This window comes from Alloalcanivorax xenomutans (assembly GCF_032810065.1).
Lineage (GTDB): Bacteria > Pseudomonadota > Gammaproteobacteria > Pseudomonadales > Alcanivoracaceae > Alloalcanivorax > Alloalcanivorax xenomutans.
Window position 1 is genome coordinate 800,332 of record NZ_CP136538.1, and the last position, 19,386, is coordinate 819,717.

Sequence of the window (19,386 nt, forward strand, 5' to 3'; positions counted from 1 at the left end):
GGCACCCGGTTTTTTTGTGAACAGGCTCCGGATGGACTGGATTCTGCTGATCAAGGCGTTGTGTCTGGTGCTGGTGATCGAGGGGTTGCCTCTGGCACTGGCTCCGGAGCGCATGCGCCGCGCCGCCCTCGAACTGGCCCGTCTGGATGGCCGGATACTGCGCGTCTGTGGCCTGGTGGCCATGGCGGTTGGCGCGGGTATCCTGCTGCTCCTGCGGCCGGGCATGTGACTTTGAGAGCATGACAATGAATCAGGAAGAACAGTGGTTGCTCCCCGATGGCGTGGAAGAAGTCCTTCCCGAACGCGCCAGGGCCATCGAGCACCTGCGGCGCCGGGCGCTGGACCTGTACCAGTCCTGGGGCTACGAGCTGGTATTTCCGCCGCTCATCGAATTCCTGGAATCCCTGCTCAACGGCGCCGGCCGTGACCTGGAGCGGGAAACCTTCAAGATTACCGATCAACTCAGTGGCCGCCTGATGGGCGTGCGCGCGGATATGACGCCCCAGGTGGCGCGCATGGATGCCCATAGCCTGCGGCACGGCGCACCGACGCGGCTGTGCTACTGCTCCACCGCGCTGCGGGCCCGCCCGGCCCAGGCCGGCGGCAGCCGCGTGCCTTATCAGCTGGGCGTGGAGCTGTTCGGCCATGATGGCGCCGAAAGTGATCTGGAAGTCATTCTACTGATGCTGGAAACCATGGCTCTGGCCGGAATCCAGGATCGGGTGGTGCTGGACCTTGGCCACGTCGGCATTTTCCGCTCCCTGGTGGCGGCCTGCGATCTGACCGCCGCCGACCAGGCCCGTCTGGAAGACATCTACTTGCGCAAGGCGCGCACGGAACTGGATGCGTTTCTGACCGAGCGGACGCTGCCGGCGGCGGCCAGCCGGGCGCTGGCGGAACTGCCTTTCCTGGACGGCGACAGTGCCGTGTTCGGGCACGCCCGGGCGTTGCTGGCGGATTTCCCCGAGGCGCTGGCGGCACTGGCCGCCCTTGAGGCGCTGGCTGAAGCGCTGGCCGGTTGTCCGGCCCGGTTGCACCTGGATCTCGGTGAGCTGCGCGGCTATCACTACCATACCGGTGTGGTGCTGGCGGTTTATCTGCCCGGTGACAGTGAACCGCTGGCCAAGGGCGGCCGCTATGATCATATCGGTGAAGTGTTTGGCCGGGCTCGCCCGGCCACCGGCTTCAGTGCCGACCTGAAGAAACTGGCGGCTTTGGCCGCCGTGCCCCGGGGGGGCGGTGTGCTCGCCCGGGGCAAGCTGTCCGATGCCGCTTTCGCCGCCAAGGTGGCGGCGTTGCGCGCGGATGGTGAACGTGTGGTGCTGGCTCTGCCCGGCGCCGATAACGACCCCGGCGAACTGGGGTGTGACCGGCAACTGGTGGCCGCCGACAATGGCTGGACCATTCAACCCATTTCCTCCTGAACAGCGAAGCAGCGATAGCCATGGGCAAGAACGTCGTAATTCTCGGTACCCAATGGGGTGATGAAGGCAAGGGCAAGATCGTCGATCTGCTCACCGATCAGGTGGCCTGCGTGGCCCGTTTCCAAGGCGGGCATAATGCCGGCCATACCCTGGTGATCGATGGCAAGAAGACCGTGCTGCATCTGATTCCGTCCGGCATTCTTCGCGACGGCGTGCAGTGCATGATCGGTAACGGCGTGGTGCTGGCGCCGGACGCTTTGCTCAAGGAAATGCGGGGGCTGGAGGAGCAGGGCGTGCCCGTGCGCGAGCGTCTGCGTCTGTCTTCCGCCTGCCCGCTGATTCTGCCGGTGCACGTGGCGCTGGATCAGGCTCGTGAGGTGGCGCGCGGTGCCCAGAAGATCGGCACCACGGGGCGCGGCATCGGTCCGGCATACGAAGACAAAGTAGCGCGCCGCGGCGTGCGTCTTGGTGATCTGTTCCACCGCGAACGGTTCGCCGCCAAGCTGGGCGAGGTGATGGACTACCATAACTTCATCCTGCGCAGCTTTTACAACGCCGAGCCGGTGGATTTCCAGAAGACGCTGGACGACCTGCTGGCCATGGCGGAAGAGCTGCGCCCGATGGTGTGCGATGTCACCGCGGAGCTGCATCACGCGCGCGAGCGTGGTGAAAACATCATGTTCGAGGGCGCCCAGGGCACGCTGCTGGACATCGACCACGGCACCTACCCCTACGTGACCAGTTCCAACACCACCGCTGGCGGTGCCGCCACCGGTTCCGGCTTCGGCCCGCTGTATCTTGATTACGTGCTGGGGATTACCAAGGCCTATACCACCCGGGTAGGTGGCGGCCCCTTCCCCACCGAGCTGTTCGACGAGACCGGCCGCTATCTGGCCGAAAAAGGCCACGAGTTCGGTGCCACCACCGGCCGCGCCCGGCGTTGCGGCTGGTTTGACGCCATCGCTTTGAAGCGGGCTATCCAGATCAACTCGATCAGTGGTCTGTGTCTGACCAAGCTGGACGTGCTGGATGGCCTGGAAGAAGTGCGTATCTGCGTGGGCTATAAAAACGCCGCCGGTGACAAACTGGAGTGCGCCTGGGACGCGGACAGCTACGCCGAAGTGACGCCGGTATACGAATCCCTGCCGGGCTGGAAGGAATCGACCCTGGGTGTGAAGAAGCTCGAGGACCTGCCGGAAAATGCGCAGGCCTATCTCAAACGCATCGAGGAAGTGACCGGCGCGCCCATCGATATTATTTCCACCGGACCGGACCGGGTGGAAACCATCATCAAGCGTAATCCGTTCTCCTGAGTTCCGCTTCCGCTGATAAAAAAGGCCGGCAATAGCCGGCCTTTTTTATATCTGTGCCCCGTCCTGAATAGAGTTGACTCTCAGTCCGTGTCAGCGGACCAATCCAGTCGAATTTCATAGCCGTCGATGCGTTTTTCCGGTTTCAGGGGTGTGATGTCGTCCGGGTTGATATGACGGAACACGTTTTCCGCCGGCGCCAGAGTGGCATCGCGGCCGTACAGGAAGCTCTGTTCCTCGACGATCAACTTGTAGGCCTTGTTCAGTGATAGGGCGCGGTCGCGGCTCGGAGTGATCAGCTCGTAGACATCGGCTTTGGCTACTTTTTCCAGATCGATACTGCCGTCCTCGTTGAACCAGCGTGTTTGCATTTCACCATTCTCACGGAACTCGTTACCGCCACCGACCAGACCGAGGTATTGGGCGATTTCACCCAGCGGTTGATTCAGTGCCGGCGCATCCGGCATGCCTTTCAGATCGATGTAGCCCCAACCCTCGGCACCGGTGACTTTGCGCGGGAAGGCGAAGGTCTGGTCAATGGTGGTGCCAATGGTGGTATGGCAACCCATACAGAAACGCTGTTCCTGGTTGCTCTGCGGGCGCAGGCTGCCGTCCGCCTTTTCGATGAAGCCCAGCACCATCCAGCCAAAGCCGTTGTCCATGCCTCGATCGCCATGGTTGGCGTAGGTGGGCAGATTGCCTTCCATTTTTTCCTGGTGCTCGTTGGCGAACAGTGAGCGCAGGTGACTGGTGTCGTAGAAGCGGATTTTGTTCATGTAACGCACTTCCTTCATGCGCTTCGGCACCCCGATAGTGCCGTCCTCGTCCACGCCTACATAGCGTACCGTGTGCAGGAACTCAATGCCCACGGGGTACAGCATGTTCACCACTGGTACGTCCGCGGCGGCGCCCAGGTAGTGGTCGCGGCGCAGCAGGGTGGTGGCAGTGGCGAGCCGCCCGTCACCGTCCAGGTCCGTGCACACCGCTTGCTCGTCCAGGGGCGGGGTATCGATACGATCCAGCTCCTTGATCGCCATTTCCATCAGCGACAAATTGGCCAGATAGACGTCGCGGGATTCACCAGCCTGACAGGTGCTGGTGCGGAATTTTTCCGGCAGCCGCACCATGACGTCATCGGTACTGCCGTTGGTGGGCCAGAACGTGCTGGGCAGCGGCTTATAGTTAAACGCCACCCAGTTGCTGCCGTCCTTGGCGAAGCCCAGATCATCGAAAGCAGCGGAGCCGTTGGCCAGGTTCTCGATATAGGGTACCGGTCCGCTCCAGTCATTGGAGTCGGCGAGATTCTTCATGTAATCGGTGTAGTTGTCCTGGTTGATGTAGTCCAGGATTGCCTGGTCGTCCATTTTGGCCACGGCTTCGCGGCGGTCGACAAACAGGTTAAGCCAGTGATTGGTTTCCCCCAACTCGGAGAAATCGTAACTCCCTTGCAGGTAGCCGTCGCCCATGGTGTTGGGCCGGCCCCGGTCGGGGTAGGTTTGGTGGCAGGTGTAGCAGGGGTTGAACTGGCCCTCGGTGCGGGTATAGCACTGCGGCGGAATCGGTGCTTCCTGGTTATAAATGGTCGACAGGTTCGGCGGGAGTTTCCGCTCCAGGGCGGCGGCAGGTACCGTGTCGCCGATCTCTGTGTTGCTATCATTTTGATCGCAGCCGACGAGAGCGAGGCCGGCCATAGCGATTCCGGTCGCGTAAAGTAGTGCTTTCATGGTCGAGGAACCGATTGATTGAAAATAAAGTGTCAGAACGGAAAACGGGGAGGGCGCCAGACGCTCCTCCCCGGTATGGGTCCGAAGGGCGTACTCAGCCTTCCGGATCCAGCAACCACACCATGTTGTTTTCGTGACCGCCGGTGTCCTCGCCGATCAGCACGCGGCCATCGTTCATGACCGCTACGTTATCCGGGCCGGAAAGCCCGTCCACGCTGCAGGTGTTGGCGGCGTCCTCGGGCTGGTACGGACCACCCAGCTCCACCATTTCCAGGCGGGCTACATCGTAGTTAGCGCCGAGAGGCATGCGGAACACACCACCACAGTTGGCATCTTCGTTGGTCAGCTGCACCAGGCCTTCGCTGTCAGTCATGGCACCGCTGATGTCGGACATGGCCACGTAGACGTAGGCCTGCGGACCGTCGCCTTCGACGCTTGCCTTGGCGCGCTCGATGTTGACGTTGATGCCTTCCATCTTGTTGAACTCGCCGGTGGCACCCAGGGCTACCGCCGCTTTGCGAGACTCCAGGAAGGCCACGCGATCATCGCCGAACGGGTTGGCAGCCACGTCGCCGCTGTTGTCCAGATCCTCGCCGAGCTTGCTCTCCGCCCAGTCGTCAATCTGTTGCTGACTAATGTAGCTGTTGGCACCTTCCGTGTAATCGTTCGGGGTGATGCCGTCGTATTCGTCCACCCAGCCCTCGATCTCGGCGTTGTTGCCGCTGGCCAACTCCACCCATTCGATATCGAAACCGGCCTGGGCGGCGTCCATGGGCACGGTGTCCTGTTGAACGGCGGCCGCGTACAGGGTGCCGCTGCTCAGGTCGCCGGCGGCGTCGGCCACGAATTTGAACAGGATCACGCCGCCGCCATCATCGCTCATATAGACGGTCTTCTGGTCGGGCATAACCACGGCGTTTTCGTGGGAGTAGCGACCCAGCGTGAAATGTTTTACCGGTGTCGGTGCACCAGTGGGGTCGGTGATTTCGACGATGTAGCCGTAATCGTAGGGGTTCGGGAAGGTGGCGTTGTAATCCGTGTTGATCTCGCCGGCCAGGTAGTCCGCCAGATCCTGCGCCTGACCATAGTACGGGTAGTTTTCATTGTTCCAGTCAATGGTGTCGTCGAAGTACAGTTCTTCCGACGTCAGCGGGGTGTTCCAGGGGGACACGGTGCCGAAGCAGTTCACCCAGGTGCCGTTCACTGCCGAGAAATCCACCATGGAGGCATCATTATCCTGTACCGTCCAACGGCCATCCTGGTCGCGCATCAGGTGTAGCCGGCTCATACCCCCGGGCCGGTCTTCCCAGTTGGTGAACAGATAACCTTCGTTTTCGCTGACCGGGATCCAGCCATTGAAATCCGGGTCGTTGGAAACACGAATGGTGGCGCTGCCGTCCTTCACGTTGATAGCGCCCAGGCCGCTGGGTTCAGGCGCGCCGCCCCAGTCCTTGCCCTGCTGCCCCAGCACGTTATAGCGGCCCAGGGCCACGCGCATCACCTGTTTCTCTTCGTCGGTTTCCGGCACGGAAACGGATTCGAAGGGTTCGTTGACATCGGCGCCTTCGATCACGCCCACGGTGGCCAGGCTGTAGGTGTTGCCGTCCGCATCCTGGGTGACGTTGGCGTCGGAAGGATGCTGGATATTGGTGAAGACCTCACCGTCTTCCTTCAAGAACAGCCCTGTGGCTTCCGCGCCAAGCGGCAGGGTGGCGATACGGGTCAGCCGTTCCATCTGCGGCTGCGGATCAGGGTCGCCGCCGACGTTGTCATCGTTGTCGCTGTCGCTACCGCAGCCGGTCAATGCCATGGAAATGGCAACCGCCAGCGCGCCCAGTTTAAAAGCGTCGTTCCTCAGAGACATGAATAGCTCCGTCTACTATTGTTTGGAATTGGGGTGCGAACAGAGTGGGGGGCGAGGATGGCGTTTTAATGAGAGAAAAATGACAAAAATATTTCTCGTGATCCGGAAATAGCGGCCGGCGGCGAATTCAGGACTTCGATTTGCATGGCCCTTGCCGCGTTGTGATTTGTTATATCGTTACATATAAAAGCAGATGGCGGCCATTTCGCTGCACATTCCTGAAAGTATCTAAAAACTGTCATAAACATTTCGAATACTCCTTGCCGGGGTGGTCCCTTGCCCAGTTGGGGGCCGAAGACATGACGATGAGACAGGAAGTGCTGATGAAAATGCTCAAAATGGCGGGGCTCGCCCTTGCCGTAACGCTGACCGGATGCGGCAGTGACAGCGACAGCAATGATGCGCCGCCACCAGCCACCACCAAAAAAAACGTATTGTTTTTCCTGGGTGATGGCATGGGTATCACCACGTTGACCGCCATGCGCATCTTCGAAGCTGGCGAGGCGGGTAGCATCACTATCGATACACTGCCGGAAACCGCTTTCGTCCGTACCTACTCCGCGGATGGTCAGGTGACCGATAGCGCGCCCTCCATGGCCGCTTACATGACCGGCGTGAAGATGAAGAATGAAGTTATCTCCATGAGCACCGCCACCAATGCTTATGCACCGGACGGTTCCCAATACGTGGACGCTGACGGCAACAGCACTTGTGAGCAGGATAACGGCGCTCCGGTCGAAACGCTGCTGGAGCTGATGAAAGGGCAGGGATTCGCCACCGGCGTGGTCACCACCACCCGGGTTACTCACGCCACTCCGGCAACCACCTACGCCCATATCTGCAACCGGAATGGTGAAAACACCATCGCCGCGCAGATGGTGCCGGGCGGGGACGGCTTCAATGCCGCCCTTGGTGATGGTGTCGACGTCATGCTCGGTGGCGGCCGCCGTCACTTCCTGCCCGCGGATCAGAGCGGTCGCCGTACCGACGGCCGCAACCTGATCGAGGAAATGCAAGCCGCCGGCTATCAGTACGTGGACAACACCGATGCCTTGATGAGTGTGGCCGACGACACCAAAAAGTTGCTTGGCATTTTTACCAGCAGCGATATGAGCTATGAGCTTGACCGCATTCCCACGCAGGAGCCGAGCCTGGCGGAAATGACCGGCAAGGCTATCGATTTGCTCAGCCCCCGTGACAATGGCTTTTTTCTGATGGTGGAAGGCGGCCGTATTGACCATGCGCTGCACGCCACCAGTGCCAAGCGTGCCCTGACCGACGGCATCGCGTTCGATAACGCGGTAAAAACCGCGTTGGAGAAAATGGAAGAGATTGATCCGGGCCTGGAAAACACTTTGATCGTGGTCACCGCGGACCATGATCACACTCTGGTGATTAATGGTTACGCCGAGCGTACCGGCAAGACCACGGAGGACCATGCCGGTGTTCTGGGCATGGTTCGTAACTACGCCAACGGTCCGAACAAAGGGGAGCCGCGCACCGATGTTGATGGTAACCCCTACACCATTCTCGGTTTCGGTAATGGCCCGAATCGTCCCGCTACCCGCGTCGCGTTGACGGAGACCCAAACCGCCGCGGATGACTACCTGCAGGAAGCGGTCATTCAGCTCAGCAGTGAAACCCACGGTGGTGGTGACGTATTCCTGGGGGCGGTTGGTATGGGGGCCGACGTCTTCCACGGTGTCATCGACAACACCGAAGTTTTCGGCAAGATCAAGGCCGCCCTGGATCTGGATTGAACCGCCAATTAAAGCAGGAGAGAAACATGAAACGTTCCGTTATTGGCGGTGCACTGATCTGCTGTGCCGCCTCTCTGATGACCCAGCCGGTCAGCGCCGCTCAGGCCAAGAACATTATTTTCTTCCTTGGTGACGGCATGGGCCCGGTAACACAAACCGCGGCACGCATTTACGCCGGTGAAAAAGCCGGACTGGAAGTGCCGGAGACCCATATACTGGCGATGGAAAAGCTGGACTACGCCGCGCGCATCAAGACCTACTCCGAGGACGCCCAGACCACCGACAGCGCTCCCGGTATGGCCAGTTATATGACCGGCATGAAATCCAAGAACGAAGTGATTTCGATGACGCCGGATACCAACCCCAACGATGATGATGGCAATCCGTACCAGAGCGATGGTGACAGCCTCTGCCCGGAAACCGGTAACGGTGAGGCGGCGGAAACCCTGCTCGAGATCCTCAAGGCCAAGGGCTACGGCACTGGCGTGGTGACCACCACGCGTATCACCCATGCAACGCCTGCTACTACCTATGCTCATATCTGTAACCGCAATGCTGAAAATACCATTGCCACGCAGATGGTGCCCGGCGGTGACGGTTATAACAGTGCGCTGGGGGCCGACGGTATCGATGTGATCCTGGGGGGTGGCCGCCGTCACTTCCTGCCGGCCCCCGAGGGGCGCCGCAGTGATGACCGCGATCTGATCATGGAAATGCAGGACGCCGGTTACACTTACGTGAGCAGTGGCTCGGAGCTGGGCAATGTCGATCTGGGCAGCACGGACAAACTGTTGGGTCTGTTCAACAGCAGTGATCTGAACTACGAGCTGGATCGGGTCAATAACGATTTGGATGAGCCGAGTCTGGCGGAGATGACCAGCACCGCCATCGATATCCTGTCCCGCAATCAGGACGGCTATTTCCTGATGGTGGAGGGCGGCCGTATCGACCACGCGCTGCACGGCACCAATGCCAAGCGCGCGCTGGAGGACACGCTGGCATTCGACCAGGCCATTGCCGCTGCCATGGAAAAAGTGGATCTGGACAATACTCTGATCATCGTTACCGCGGATCACGATCACGTCATGGCGTTCAATGGTTACTCCAAGATCGGTAATCCGGTGCTCGGCTTGTTGAAGGAATACCGCACCGGCGGGCTGGCGCTGGACGCTCAGGGCAAGCCCTTCACTACCCTGGTGTTCGGTAATGGCGGCGGCCCCCGTGAAGCGGATCGGGCCACGTTGACCGAGGACGAAGTGCTGCAGGACGATTACCTGCAGGAAGTGGGCGTGAAACTGGGTGGACCGGGCACTGAAACTCACGGTGGCGGTGATGTTCGCTTGAACGCGGGCGGCGCCGGCAGCGATTTGTTCAAAGGTACCCTGGATAACGTGGAAGTATTTGATTTGATCCACGAAGCCATGGGGCTCTGAGTTTTCCGGTGTTCACGGGTGGTCTTTCGGCCACCCTTTTTTATGACCGCCGTCCGTGGCGGTCACCCTTCGGGCCGTCGCGGAGCAACGTTAAAATTGCTCCCGGCAGTTTTTTATGGGTAGTTAAATGATGCTTGTTGGAAGAATCGAAAGTCTGGCCCGGCTGAGCATGCTGGGGGTGGTGATGGCCCTGGCCTGGCCGGCCGCCGCCTGGGCGGAAGCCGCTTCCGCATTGCGCGTGGAGTACCACCAGTGGCAGGTGGGCAAGGACGGTGTGCGGCAGGAGCTGTCCTACGCGGAAAAACTGTACCGGCAGGAAAACACCCTATGGGTGGAACGGGAAGTGCCCGAGGCGGCACAACGGGATCACGATGATCATCATCATGGTGGTCTTGGCCACAAACACGCCGACGTGGTGGGCGCGCCGTTGTGGATTCAGCGGGATGACAGCGGCAACGTCGACGTCAAATTGGTGGATCGTTACGAACAGCGTCTGATCGATATCGCGCCGCCGTATTATGGCAACGTAGGCTACGACGGCCACTGGGTGGAAACCTGGGCGCTGGTGGATCCGGCCAGCCTGTCTTCCCTGGAGCCGTCCTCGGTGGCTGACGGTGTCGAAACCTACCAGATGCAACGTGGCTCCCAGCATATCACCCTGGTGTGGAATCCCGAGCGCCGCTACGCGGTGTCCATCCGTTCCCGGGACGAACACGGTTTGTCCGGCCGCACCATCGAGGCAAGGGAAATCGCCGATCCGGAGCCGGCTCCCTGGACTACCCTGAAAGGTTACAAGAACCGGGACTACTCGGACCTGCTTGATTGAGCGGTGGTGTAGAGAGCGTGAGCAGGCTCAGCGGCGTTTGATGATGATCAGCGCGATGGTGATGCCGAGGGCGGCGGCGGGAAACAGCAGCAGAAATTTCTGACGCCTCTCCGCCCGGGCTCGCTGTTCGTTGGCCTTTTGAATTTCCGGGTGTACCTCGGCCCGCGCGGTTGCCGGCAGATAGGCTGGCGCTTGCAAGGCCAGAAACAGGGCCAGTGCCAATACGGGCAGGCGACGGCCCCGGGAGGCATGAAGGGCGGGGGTGGCTTGATTCTTTTGCATAGGGACCACGTTATCGCTCGAGTCTGCGTGCGGCCCGGATATTGGGCCACTTCGGCGGCGTATGCAAGTTCACCATCCCCCGCTGTTTTCAGTCCGCCTGGGTCAGAGCCGGACTCCCTGCCTGCACCGTCATCGAATGCCCGCGTGCCTCGTCCACCTGATAGTCGCTGCTTTTCACCGTGGATACAAAACGCCAGTCCGCCCGGGTTTCCTCGGCGGTGAAGGTGACTCGCAGATAACCGCGCTGGCTGGCGTTGAGGTACTGCAGGTCATCCACCAGCAGAGTGATGGCCTGCTCCGCCTGGGGAATGGCTTCGGTAGGTAATTGCAGATAGTACTCAAGGCCCGGCGAGGACACCGAGGCGGTGGCCAGTTCCACGCCGACGCTTTGCTTGCCCTCGCCGCCGTCAATGGTGAGATGGCTGGCCCAGGCATTGTGGGTGTCGCCGGCCAGCACCACCAGGTTCTTGCCCAACTGCTTGGCCGTTTGCAGCAGGACCTCGCGCTCGGCCATGTAGCCGTCCCAGGCGTCCAGGTTGTAGGGCAGGACAGTGGTGATGCGGGCGATCTCTTCCTCGGTCAGGGTTGGGTCGCCTTGCAGATAGCGTCCTTTCAGAGTGGTCAGTTCTTCAATAAGGGTAACCAGCTCGGGGGCAGGAGCCAGCAGGCCCTGCAGCATTTCCGCGGGCATCAGCATGCGTCCCATCAGCACTTGCTGGCCCAGTACCTGCCAGGTGGCGCTGGAGGTGGCAAGTGCCTCACTGAGCCAGTTCAACTGCGTGGTGCCGAGCAGGTGCCGATTAGGATCGGTGACCGCGGCGGTGAACGCCTCCGCGTCGAGGTCGGTATCAGTCAGGTAATCGGTATAGCTGAGCTGCTCGTCCCGGCCGATGATGCGGGTGTCGAGCATGTGCAGGCTGACCAGGTCGCCATAGTGGAAGCTGCGGTAGATGATTTCCCGGTCGTTGTCGTCGAACGGCCGGATCGGCATCCACTCGAAGTAGGCTTGCAGGGCGCGCTGCTTGCGCATCAGATAATCGCCTTCGGTGGCCGGATCGTGGTTCTCGGCGCCTTCCATCCAGGCGTCATTGGCGATTTCGTGGTCATCCCAAACGGCGATGAACGGCGCCTTGGCGTGAAGGGCCTGCAGGTCCGGGTCGGTGCGGTAGAGCGCGTAGCGGCGGCGGTAATCCACCAATTGGATCATTTCCAGGTCGTTGTTTTCCGGCAGGGCGCGGCCCATCTCCTCGGCCTGGTCGCCGTCGTAGCCGTCGGTGGCGTACTCATAGAGGTAGTCACCCAGATGCAGTACCGCATCCAGCCGTGCTTCCTTGGCGGCCTCGGCGTAGACATGGAAAAAGCCCGCTGGATAGTTGGAGCAGGACAGCACCGCGAAGGTGACCTGATCCACATTGCCTTCCGGCAGGGTGCGGGTAACGCCCACCGGGGAGGTGACGCCGGCGGCATGGAAGCGGTAGTAGTAGGTTTTGCCGGGCTCCAGCCCTTGAACATCCACCTTGAGGGTATAGTCGTAGGCTTGCCGGACCTCGGTGCTGTCCTCATTGACCAGTTGAGTGAAGTCCGCGTCACTGGCCACTTCCCAGCTCACGGATACCGGTGAGGTATCACCGTCTTCCGGGGTCACCCGGGTCCACAGAATGACGCCCTGGGTCTGCGGGTCGCCGCTGGCGACGCCATGGTGGAACGCCACCAGGCGCTCATTGCCATTGTCCGAATTGCGGTTTGAGGACGAGCCGCCGCAGCCGGTCAGGCCGGAGGATACCACCACCGCGCCCATGCCCAGCGCCGAGGCACGAATAAAATCACGACGAGTAAGGCGTCTCATAGTGCTCTTCCCTGTCAGGTTATTGGGTGGGAGCGATGCTAATGAGCCGCTATGACGGTTTTATGTTGGTTGTTGTATATGGGAAGGAGGGGGATGAGGAGGGAGCGTGGGCTGAACCTCGCCGAAACAAAAAAGGCTCCCGTTTGGGAGCCTTTTTTAAATTGGTGCCGAGGAGAGGGCGGAAAGCATGGCTTTGCGCGCCCACGCCACAGCGGGATATCGCCCGCTGTGAGTCTTTGCGTGGGCCGGGAGTCCGAACCTCGCCGTAACAAAAAAGGCTCCCGTTTGGGAGCCTTTTTAAATTGGTGCCGAGGAGAGGACTTGAACCTCCACGGGGTTGCCCCCACTAGCACCTGAAGCTAGCGTGTCTACCAATTTCACCACCTCGGCTTGGCGTGAAAGGCTGAAAAAATCAGGCCGTTCATCGCGAAAGCGCGTGCATTCTAGTATATGATGGCCCGATGTCAAACGGTTTCTGCAAAAAAGTCGTCCCATTTGCTTCATATTGGTTTCATCTCCGGCGCCCACAACGCCTTGCCAGGGAGACCGGCTTGCCACGTTTTTCCCACGAGCCAAATTGAGGCGCATTATGCGCCGGCCAACCCATACATTTGTTTTTGAGGGTATTGAATGTCATCAAAAAAACGCTACACGGATCCCCACGCGGATCGGGAAGCGGCGAAATACGAGAATCCGGTTCCCAGCCGAGAGTTGATCCTTGAAGTGTTGAATGACCAGGGCAAGCCGCTGGATCAGCGGCAACTGGCGGAACTGCTGGCGGTGGGCGAAGACGGCCTGATTGGCCTGGAGCGCCGGCTCAAGGCCATGCTCCGTGACGGCCAGCTGGTGGAAAACCGCAACGGTAAACTGGGTATCGTCTCTCGCATGAATCTGGTCGCCGGTACCGTGCAGGGCCACCGCGACGGGTTCGGTTTCCTGATCCCCGATGATCGCAGCCTGTCCGATCTGTTCCTGGCGCCGCGCCAGATGGAAAAGGTCATGGACGGCGACCGGGTGCTGGTGAACGAAGCAGGCTTCAACCGCTTCGGCAAGCGCGAGGCGCGTATTGTCGAGATCGCCGAACGGGCGGTGACCGAGGTGGTCGGCCGTTTCCGTCGCGAGGCGGGGGTCAGTTTCATCGAGCCGGAGAACCGGCGTATCGCCAAGGAAGTTCTGGTGGAGGACCATAATGGCCTCAAGCCGAGCCCGGGCGATCACGTTCGCGGCGTCATCACCCAGTATCCTTCGCGTGACCATCATGTGCTGGTGCGACTGGAGGAGATCATTGCCACGCCGGATCAGCCGGGGATGGAAGTGGAGGTGGCGCTGCGCCGCTTTGAGATCCCCTACCAGTGGCCGGAAGGGGTGGAAGAAGCCGCCGCCCGCTTTGGCGCGGAAGTGCCCCATGAGGCCAAGGCCCATCGGGTCGATCTGCGCGACCTGCCGCTGGTGACCATCGATGGCGAGGATGCCCGCGATTTCGACGATGCCGTATACGTGTCCCGCCGCCGCCGTGGCGGCTGGCGCCTGATCGTCGCCATCGCCGACGTCAGCCACTATGTGCATCCCAACAGTCCGCTGGATAACGAAGCTCACAAGCGTGGCAATTCGGTGTATTTCCCCAACCGGGTGGTGCCGATGCTGCCGGAGGCGCTGTCCAACGGGCTGTGTTCACTCAACCCCCATGTGGACCGGCTGTGTCTCTATTGCGACATGCTGGTCTCCGCCAACGGCCGGGTATCGCGCTTCGTGTTTCGCGAAGGGGTGATGCGCTCCCGCCACCGCCTGACCTATACCAAGGTCGGGGCGATGATCGAGGAACCGGAATCCGAGCTGGCCCAGGAAACGGTGGCGTCGCTGGACGACGAGTCCATCGATATGATCTGGTCCTTCCACGAGATGTTCCAGGCTCTGCGCAGCCGCCGGGAGTTGCGTGGCGCCATCGACTTCGACAGCGACGAGAGCCGGATTCTCTACGACGAGAATCAGAAGATTCGCGCCATCGTGCCGGTGGTGCGCAATGTGGCGCATATCATGATCGAGGAAGCGATGCTGGCGGCCAACATCTGTGCCGCCCGCCTGCTGGAGAAGGCCGATGTGGCGACGCTCTACCGTAATCACGAGCCGCCCAAGGAAGAGCGCCTGAGCAATCTGCAGCAGTTCCTCGGCGGGCTTGGGCTGAGCCTGGCCTGGTCCGACGGGCCAATCCTGCCAAGCGTGTTCCAGGCACTGGGCGGGGACATCGCCGAGCGCCCGGACCGGCAGGTGATTCAGACCATGATGTTGCGCTCCATGAGCCAGGCCAAATACGAGGCCGGCAACAAAGGGCATTTCGGTCTGGCTTACAACGCCTATACCCATTTTACCTCGCCGATCCGGCGTTACCCGGATCTGCTCGTGCACCGGGCCATCCGCTATCTGATCCGCTCCGGCGCCGACAGTCCCCATGTGGACAATCCCGGCGAGCTGCCGGCGATTCCGCGCGAACGCATCCTGCCTTACAGTCCGGCGGACATGGTGACCATGGGCGAGCACTGCTCGATGACCGAGCGGCGCGCGGATGACGCCACCCGTGATGTGGTGCAGTGGCTCAAGTGCCAATATATGGAGGAGCACCTGGGGCAGGAATTCGATGGGGTGATCAGCGGCGTGGCGGCTTTCGGGCTGTTTGTCCAGATCAACGATCTGCATATCGACGGCCTGGTGCATGTGGCCAACCTGGATAGCGATTACTACCGCTTCGATGACGTCAACATGGTGCTGGTGGGGGAATCCTCCGGGCGCCGTTATGGTCTCGGTGACGCGGTCTGCGTGAAGGTGGCCGGGGTGCACACCGAAGAGCGCAAGATCGACCTGGAACTGATCAGCTCCACGTCCGCGCGGCCGGGAAAGAAAGGCCGCTCCGGCAAGGCCAAGAAGGCCGCCAAGGCGCCGAAACAGGCCGCCGAGCCGGCCGCCAAGGGCGGCGGCACCCGGGAAAAGCTGGCCAAGGGCGAGATTCCCAAGGACGGTAAGCGCAAGCCCAAGTCCAAGTCCGCCCGCCGGGGGCGCCGTCGCGGATGAGCAAGCGTCCCTCCGCCCCGCCCCGGGGCAAATCGGGGTCCCGTAAAGGTGCCATGGACAAGCCGGTGATGTACTCCGGTATCCATGCGGTGGAATCGCTGCTGCGGCACCGGCCGGAAGCGGTCCTGGAGCTGTTTGTCCTGGACCGCCGGGCCGAACGTGGCGAGGCCCGCCTGGATACGTTGATGCAACAGGCGCTGGCTCAGGGCATAGCGGTGCAGTCCGCGCGCCGGGAATCGTTGGAGAAGCTGGCGGGCCCGCAAAATCAGGGCGTGGTGGCCCGGGCCCGGCCGCGCGTGCCGGGCGGGGAATCCGAATTGGCGGTCTTGCTGGATGGGCTTGAGAGACCGCCCTTGCTGCTGATCCTGGAGGGCGTCACGGACCCTCATAATCTGGGGGCCTGCCTGCGCAGCGCCGACGCCGCCGGTGTCGATGCGGTGATTGTGCCGCGCCGCCACGCCGCCGGGCTGACACCGGTGGCCTGCCGCAGCGCCGCCGGCGCCGCCGAATCGCTGCGATACTTCGAGGTGGGCAATCTGGCCCAGTTGCTGGCGGCGCTGCAGGAACGGGGCATCCGTGTGGCCGGGGCGGCCCTGGATCAGCGCAGTGTGTCCTTGTTCGACTACCAGCCCGATCCGGGCCTGGCGGTGGTCATGGGCGCCGAAGGCGAGGGGCTGCGGCGCCTGACCCTGGAGCGCTGCGATGACCTGGTGTCGATCCCCATGGCCGGCGATGTGCAGAGCCTGAACGTGTCCGTGGCCACCGGGGTGATGCTGTTCCACCTCCGTGCCCGCGGCCGCTCTTGAGCCCGCGCGCCTTCTGAGATAGAATCCCCGCCCTTCGCCTGCCGCCAACCCGGTGGCGGGCGGACTCCTTGCTTCACCGATATTCGGGAAGCTGCCCAATCCGTAAGGAGCCAACAATGCGTCACTACGAAATCGTGTTCCTGGTCCACCCGGACCAGAGCGAGCAAGTGCCCGCCATGATCGAGCGTTACAGCGCGATCGTTACCGATGGCAAAGGCACCATCCACCGTCTTGAAGACTGGGGCCGCCGTCAACTGGCTTACCCGATCAACAAGATCCACAAAGCACACTATGTGATGCTGAATATTGAATGTGACGGCGAAACCCTCGCCGAGCTGGAAAACACCTTCCGGTTCAACGATGCCGTAATCCGTCACCTCGTAATTCGTCGCGAGAAGGCCATCACCGAGCCGTCCCCGCTGGCGAAATCCAACGAGAAGGAGGAGGCCGCCAGCTGATTTCCGAGCGTAATCACTGCGAGCTCACCGGCATCATCGTCACCCTTGAAAAGGTGGCCGTAACGCCGGGTGGCGTGCCCCGCCAGCGTCTCTGGCTGGAGCACCGGTCCCGGCAGCTTGAAGACGGCCATCCCCGTGAAGTCCAGGCCCGCATCGGGCTGGTACTCGCCGGCGGCAAGACCGCCCTGGCGAAGCACCTGAAGGAAGGACAACGGGTCAGAGTCGGCGGCTTTCTCAGCCGCGCCGGCTACAAGGGTGAAGCCCGGGACCGTTTGCAGTTGATCGTGGAAACACTGGAGCCCCTGGACTAGGAATCGAGGAGAAAACCATGGCCCGTTTTTATCGCCGTCGCAAATTCTGCCGCTTTACCGCGGAAGGTGTTGAGTACATTGATTTCAAGGATCTCGACACGCTGAAAGCCTACATCACCGAAACCGGCAAGATCGTGCCCAGCCGCATCACCGGCACCAAAGCACGTTATCAGCGCCAGCTGGCCAGCGCGGTCAAGCAGGCCCGCTTCCTGGCGCTGCTGCCGTACTCCGACAGCCACGACAATTAAGCCGAGGGGACCGTCATGCAAGTGATCCTGCTGGAAACCATCAAGAACCTGGGTGATCTGGGCTCCGTGGTGGACGTTCGCCCCGGCTATGGCCGTAACTTCCTGATCCCGCAAGGCAAGGCCCTGCCGGCGACCAAGGGTAACCTGGCCGAAGTAGAGGCTCGTCGCGCGGAACTGGAAAAACAAGCCGCCGAGCAGCTGGCGGCCGCTCAAGAGCGCGCTGACAAGTTGGCCGAAGCGTCCGTGACCATCGGCGCCAAGTCCGGTGACGAAGGCAAGCTGTTCGGCTCCGTCGGCACCCGCGACATCGCCGACGCCATCACCGAGCAGACCGGTGTGGAAATGTCCAAGGCCGAAGTGAAGCTCCCGCACGGCGCGCTGCGTCAAACCGGCGAGTACGAAATCGACCTGGCGTTGCACGCCGATGTGACCGTGACCATCAAACTGGCGGTGGTACCGGCCGAGTAATCACGGCCGCTATCCCGCGCCGGTTTGCCCCTCCCGGGGCGCGGTGACACAATCAAGGCACTGTCCGACCATCGGGCAGTGCCTTTTTGTTATATGATGTCCCGATTCGTATCACCCTTTCTCCGAGTCTTTGAATCAAAACGGACCCACCATGAACGAGTCTCTTGCGTTGGATGACCATCTTCCCGACAGCCTGCGTATACCTCCCCATTCCGTGGAAGCGGAACAAGCGGTGCTGGGCGGGCTGCTGCTCAATAATGAGGCCTGGGACGACGTTGCCGAGCGGGTCGGTGAAAAGGACTTCTACCGCAAAGAGCATCGGCTGATCTTCCAGGTAATCGGCCAGTTGGTGGAAGAGGAAAAGCCCAGCGATCTGGTTACCGTTTCCCAGGCCCTGACTCATCGTGGCGAGCTGGACGACGTGGGCGGTGCCACCTATCTCTCGGAACTGGCCCGCAACACGCCAAGTACCGCCAATATCAACGCCTATGCGGAGATCGTTCGCGAGCGCAGTATTTTGCGGCAGCTGATCCAGGTATCGCACAAAGTGTCGGATCTGGCTTTCAATCCCAAGGGCAAGCCTTCCCTGGAAATCCTCGATACCGCCGAGTCGTCGATTTTCGAGATCGCCGAACAGCAGAAGAAGGGCTCTGGTCCGCAGAACATCAAATCGGTGTTGAAGAAAGCGGTGGACCGCATCGACGAGCTGTACCGCACCAAGAATTCCCTGACCGGGGTCACCACCGGTTTCGAGGAAATGGACAAGATGACCGCGGGTCTGCAGCCGTCGGACATGGTGGTGGTGGCGGGGCGGCCGTCCATGGGTAAGACCACCTTCGCCATGAACCTGTGCGAGAACGTGGCGATCAAGGCGGGCAAGCCGGTGCTGGTGTTCTCCATGGAAATGCCCGCCGATGCCATCGTCATGCGGATGCTGTCCTCCCTGGGCCGCATCAATCAGGGCGCGATCCGTTCCGGGCGTCTGGAGCAGGACGATTGGCCGCGTATTACCTCGGCGATCCAGATGCTCAGTGAACAGAAGTTCTTCATCGACGACACCGCCGCGCTCAGCCCGCTGGAAATGCGCGCCAGGGCGCGCCGGGTGGCGCGGGAATGCGGGGGGGAGATCGGCCTGATCATGGTCGACTATCTGCAGTTGATGCAGGTGCCCGGCGCCGATAACCGGGTTAACGAAATCTCGGAGATCTCCCGGAACCTCAAGGGGCTGGCCAAGGAGATGAACTGCCCGGTAATCGCCTTGTCGCAGTTGAACCGGTCGTTGGAGCAACGCCCGAACAAAAGGCCGGTGATGTCCGACTTGCGGGAATCCGGGGCGATCGAGCAGGACGCGGATTTGATCGTGTTCCTCTATCGTGACGAGGTCTACAACAAGGACACTCCGGAGAAGGGCATCGCCGAGATCATCATCGGCAAGCACCGGAACGGGCCCATCGGTACCGTGCGGCTGGCGTTCCGCGGCGAGTTCACCCGCTTCGACGATCTGGCGCCGGAGTACTACCAGCAGTATCAGGACAACGAATAGCCGGGGCGGGAGAGAACATC

17 protein-coding genes and 1 tRNA gene are annotated in these 19,386 nt (G+C 61.3%); 13 read left to right on the forward strand and 5 right to left on the reverse strand.

The features are described 5' to 3' along the window. The first annotated feature begins 31 nt into the window (after nucleotides 1-31). Genes RYH70_RS03800 through RYH70_RS03810 form a run of 3 tightly spaced genes read left to right on the forward strand, consistent with a single transcriptional unit; the run spans nucleotide 32 to nucleotide 2,737 of the window. Complete coding sequence (locus RYH70_RS03800) at nucleotides 32-229, forward strand: DUF2065 domain-containing protein (protein WP_022993852.1); 198 nt, start codon at nucleotides 32-34, stop codon at nucleotides 227-229. Nucleotides 230-245: 16 nt separating this feature from the next. Further along, nucleotides 246-1,424 carry an ATP phosphoribosyltransferase regulatory subunit gene (locus RYH70_RS03805; RefSeq protein WP_022993851.1) on the forward strand — a complete coding sequence of 393 codons (1,179 nt, stop codon included), beginning with the start codon at nucleotides 246-248 and terminating at the stop codon, nucleotides 1,422-1,424. Between the two features lie 20 nt (nucleotides 1,425-1,444). Next, nucleotides 1,445-2,737, forward strand: a complete 1,293-nt coding sequence (locus tag RYH70_RS03810) for an adenylosuccinate synthase (protein WP_055099795.1) — start codon at nucleotides 1,445-1,447, stop codon at nucleotides 2,735-2,737. A gap of 80 nt (nucleotides 2,738-2,817) precedes the next feature. On the opposite strand, the gene RYH70_RS03815 is transcribed toward RYH70_RS03810, so the two are convergent. Both RYH70_RS03815 and RYH70_RS03820 read right to left on the reverse strand, forming a co-directional pair. Beyond that, the gene (locus RYH70_RS03815) at nucleotides 2,818-4,425 is read right to left on the reverse strand and encodes a hypothetical protein (protein ID WP_317009794.1); all 1,608 of its coding nucleotides are present in this window, start codon (nucleotides 4,423-4,425) and stop codon (nucleotides 2,818-2,820) included. 127 nt (nucleotides 4,426-4,552) lie between these two features. After that, nucleotides 4,553-6,322 (reverse strand): PhoX family protein, encoded by a 1,770-nt coding sequence (locus RYH70_RS03820; protein WP_026949433.1) that lies wholly within the window; start codon nucleotides 6,320-6,322, stop codon nucleotides 4,553-4,555. A 299-nt stretch (nucleotides 6,323-6,621) separates the two neighbouring features. Here RYH70_RS03820 and RYH70_RS03825 point away from each other — a divergent pair, with 299 nt between their 5' ends. From RYH70_RS03825 to RYH70_RS03835, 3 genes are all read left to right on the forward strand, one after another. Continuing rightward, nucleotides 6,622-8,082 carry an alkaline phosphatase gene (locus RYH70_RS03825; protein ID WP_317009795.1) on the forward strand — a complete coding sequence of 487 codons (1,461 nt, stop codon included), beginning with the start codon at nucleotides 6,622-6,624 and terminating at the stop codon, nucleotides 8,080-8,082. Nucleotides 8,083-8,108: 26 nt separating this feature from the next. Further along, nucleotides 8,109-9,515: an alkaline phosphatase gene (locus RYH70_RS03830; protein WP_317009796.1), complete on the forward strand. Its 1,407-nt coding sequence runs from the start codon at nucleotides 8,109-8,111 to the stop codon at nucleotides 9,513-9,515. 127 nt (nucleotides 9,516-9,642) lie between these two features. Continuing rightward, nucleotides 9,643-10,341 (forward strand): hypothetical protein, encoded by a 699-nt coding sequence (locus RYH70_RS03835; protein WP_022993845.1) that lies wholly within the window; start codon nucleotides 9,643-9,645, stop codon nucleotides 10,339-10,341. Nucleotides 10,342-10,368: 27 nt separating this feature from the next. Here the strand turns inward: RYH70_RS03835 and RYH70_RS03840 are convergent, their stop codons facing one another. From RYH70_RS03840 to RYH70_RS03850, 3 genes are all read right to left on the reverse strand, one after another. After that, on the reverse strand, nucleotides 10,369-10,623 hold the full coding sequence (locus RYH70_RS03840) for a hypothetical protein (protein WP_022993844.1): 255 nt from the start codon (nucleotides 10,621-10,623) through the stop codon (nucleotides 10,369-10,371). 88 nt (nucleotides 10,624-10,711) lie between these two features. Then, on the reverse strand, nucleotides 10,712-12,469 hold the full coding sequence (locus RYH70_RS03845; RefSeq protein WP_317009797.1) for an alkaline phosphatase D family protein: 1,758 nt from the start codon (nucleotides 12,467-12,469) through the stop codon (nucleotides 10,712-10,714). 303 nt (nucleotides 12,470-12,772) lie between these two features. Continuing rightward, nucleotides 12,773-12,859 (reverse strand) — tRNA-Leu (locus RYH70_RS03850). 240 nt (nucleotides 12,860-13,099) lie between these two features. On the opposite strand from RYH70_RS03850, the gene rnr reads away from it, so the two are divergent. The 7 genes from rnr to dnaB all read left to right on the forward strand — a co-directional run bounded on the left by rnr (nucleotide 13,100) and on the right by dnaB (nucleotide 19,366). Further along, nucleotides 13,100-15,532, forward strand: a complete 2,433-nt coding sequence (rnr, locus tag RYH70_RS03855; protein ID WP_022993842.1) for a ribonuclease R — start codon at nucleotides 13,100-13,102, stop codon at nucleotides 15,530-15,532. 53 nt (nucleotides 15,533-15,585) lie between these two features. After that, nucleotides 15,586-16,338: a 23S rRNA (guanosine(2251)-2'-O)-methyltransferase RlmB gene (gene rlmB, locus RYH70_RS03860; protein WP_284455978.1), complete on the forward strand. Its 753-nt coding sequence runs from the start codon at nucleotides 15,586-15,588 to the stop codon at nucleotides 16,336-16,338. 116 nt (nucleotides 16,339-16,454) lie between these two features. Beyond that, entirely contained in the window at nucleotides 16,455-16,796 is a 342-nt protein-coding gene (rpsF, locus tag RYH70_RS03865; protein WP_022993840.1) for a 30S ribosomal protein S6, read from the forward strand. Beyond that, a complete protein-coding gene (gene priB, locus RYH70_RS03870; protein ID WP_035451201.1) occupies nucleotides 16,796-17,107 on the forward strand; it encodes a primosomal replication protein N in 312 nt (103 codons plus the stop codon). Before rpsF ends, priB begins: the two co-directional genes overlap by 1 nt. Before the next feature lie 17 nt (nucleotides 17,108-17,124). Further along, the gene (gene rpsR / locus RYH70_RS03875) at nucleotides 17,125-17,355 is read left to right on the forward strand and encodes a 30S ribosomal protein S18 (RefSeq protein ID WP_014993157.1); all 231 of its coding nucleotides are present in this window, start codon (nucleotides 17,125-17,127) and stop codon (nucleotides 17,353-17,355) included. A 15-nt stretch (nucleotides 17,356-17,370) separates the two neighbouring features. Continuing rightward, a complete protein-coding gene (rplI, locus tag RYH70_RS03880) occupies nucleotides 17,371-17,823 on the forward strand; it encodes a 50S ribosomal protein L9 (protein WP_022993839.1) in 453 nt (150 codons plus the stop codon). A 151-nt stretch (nucleotides 17,824-17,974) separates the two neighbouring features. After that, nucleotides 17,975-19,366: a replicative DNA helicase gene (gene dnaB, locus RYH70_RS03885; RefSeq protein WP_022993838.1), complete on the forward strand. Its 1,392-nt coding sequence runs from the start codon at nucleotides 17,975-17,977 to the stop codon at nucleotides 19,364-19,366. Nucleotides 19,367-19,386 lie beyond the last annotated feature (20 nt).

Excerpts from the sequence above, each read along its gene's own strand:
- RYH70_RS03820 (WP_026949433.1), bottom strand. The coding sequence starts at position 6,322 with ATGTCTCTGAGGAACGACGCTTTTAAACTGGGCGCGCTGGCGGTTGCC.
- RYH70_RS03845 (WP_317009797.1), bottom strand. The coding sequence starts at position 12,469 with ATGAGACGCCTTACTCGTCGTGATTTTATTCGTGCCTCGGCGCTGGGC.
- RYH70_RS03835 (WP_022993845.1), top strand. The coding sequence starts at position 9,643 with ATGATGCTTGTTGGAAGAATCGAAAGTCTGGCCCGGCTGAGCATGCTG.
- rplI (WP_022993839.1), top strand. The coding sequence starts at position 17,371 with ATGCAAGTGATCCTGCTGGAAACCATCAAGAACCTGGGTGATCTGGGC.
- RYH70_RS03815 (WP_317009794.1), bottom strand. The coding sequence starts at position 4,425 with ATGGCCGGCCTCGCTCTCGTCGGCTGCGATCAAAATGATAGCAACACA.
- rnr (WP_022993842.1), top strand. The coding sequence starts at position 13,100 with ATGTCATCAAAAAAACGCTACACGGATCCCCACGCGGATCGGGAAGCG.
- rpsR (WP_014993157.1), top strand. The coding sequence starts at position 17,125 with ATGGCCCGTTTTTATCGCCGTCGCAAATTCTGCCGCTTTACCGCGGAA.
- RYH70_RS03810 (WP_055099795.1), top strand. The coding sequence starts at position 1,445 with ATGGGCAAGAACGTCGTAATTCTCGGTACCCAATGGGGTGATGAAGGC.
- RYH70_RS03830 (WP_317009796.1), top strand. The coding sequence starts at position 8,109 with ATGAAACGTTCCGTTATTGGCGGTGCACTGATCTGCTGTGCCGCCTCT.
- rlmB (WP_284455978.1), top strand. The coding sequence starts at position 15,586 with ATGGACAAGCCGGTGATGTACTCCGGTATCCATGCGGTGGAATCGCTG.
- RYH70_RS03800 (WP_022993852.1), top strand. The coding sequence starts at position 32 with ATGGACTGGATTCTGCTGATCAAGGCGTTGTGTCTGGTGCTGGTGATC.
- RYH70_RS03840 (WP_022993844.1), bottom strand. The coding sequence starts at position 10,623 with ATGCAAAAGAATCAAGCCACCCCCGCCCTTCATGCCTCCCGGGGCCGT.
- dnaB (WP_022993838.1), top strand. The coding sequence starts at position 17,975 with ATGAACGAGTCTCTTGCGTTGGATGACCATCTTCCCGACAGCCTGCGT.
- rpsF (WP_022993840.1), top strand. The coding sequence starts at position 16,455 with ATGCGTCACTACGAAATCGTGTTCCTGGTCCACCCGGACCAGAGCGAG.
- RYH70_RS03825 (WP_317009795.1), top strand. The coding sequence starts at position 6,622 with ATGACGATGAGACAGGAAGTGCTGATGAAAATGCTCAAAATGGCGGGG.
- RYH70_RS03805 (WP_022993851.1), top strand. The coding sequence starts at position 246 with ATGAATCAGGAAGAACAGTGGTTGCTCCCCGATGGCGTGGAAGAAGTC.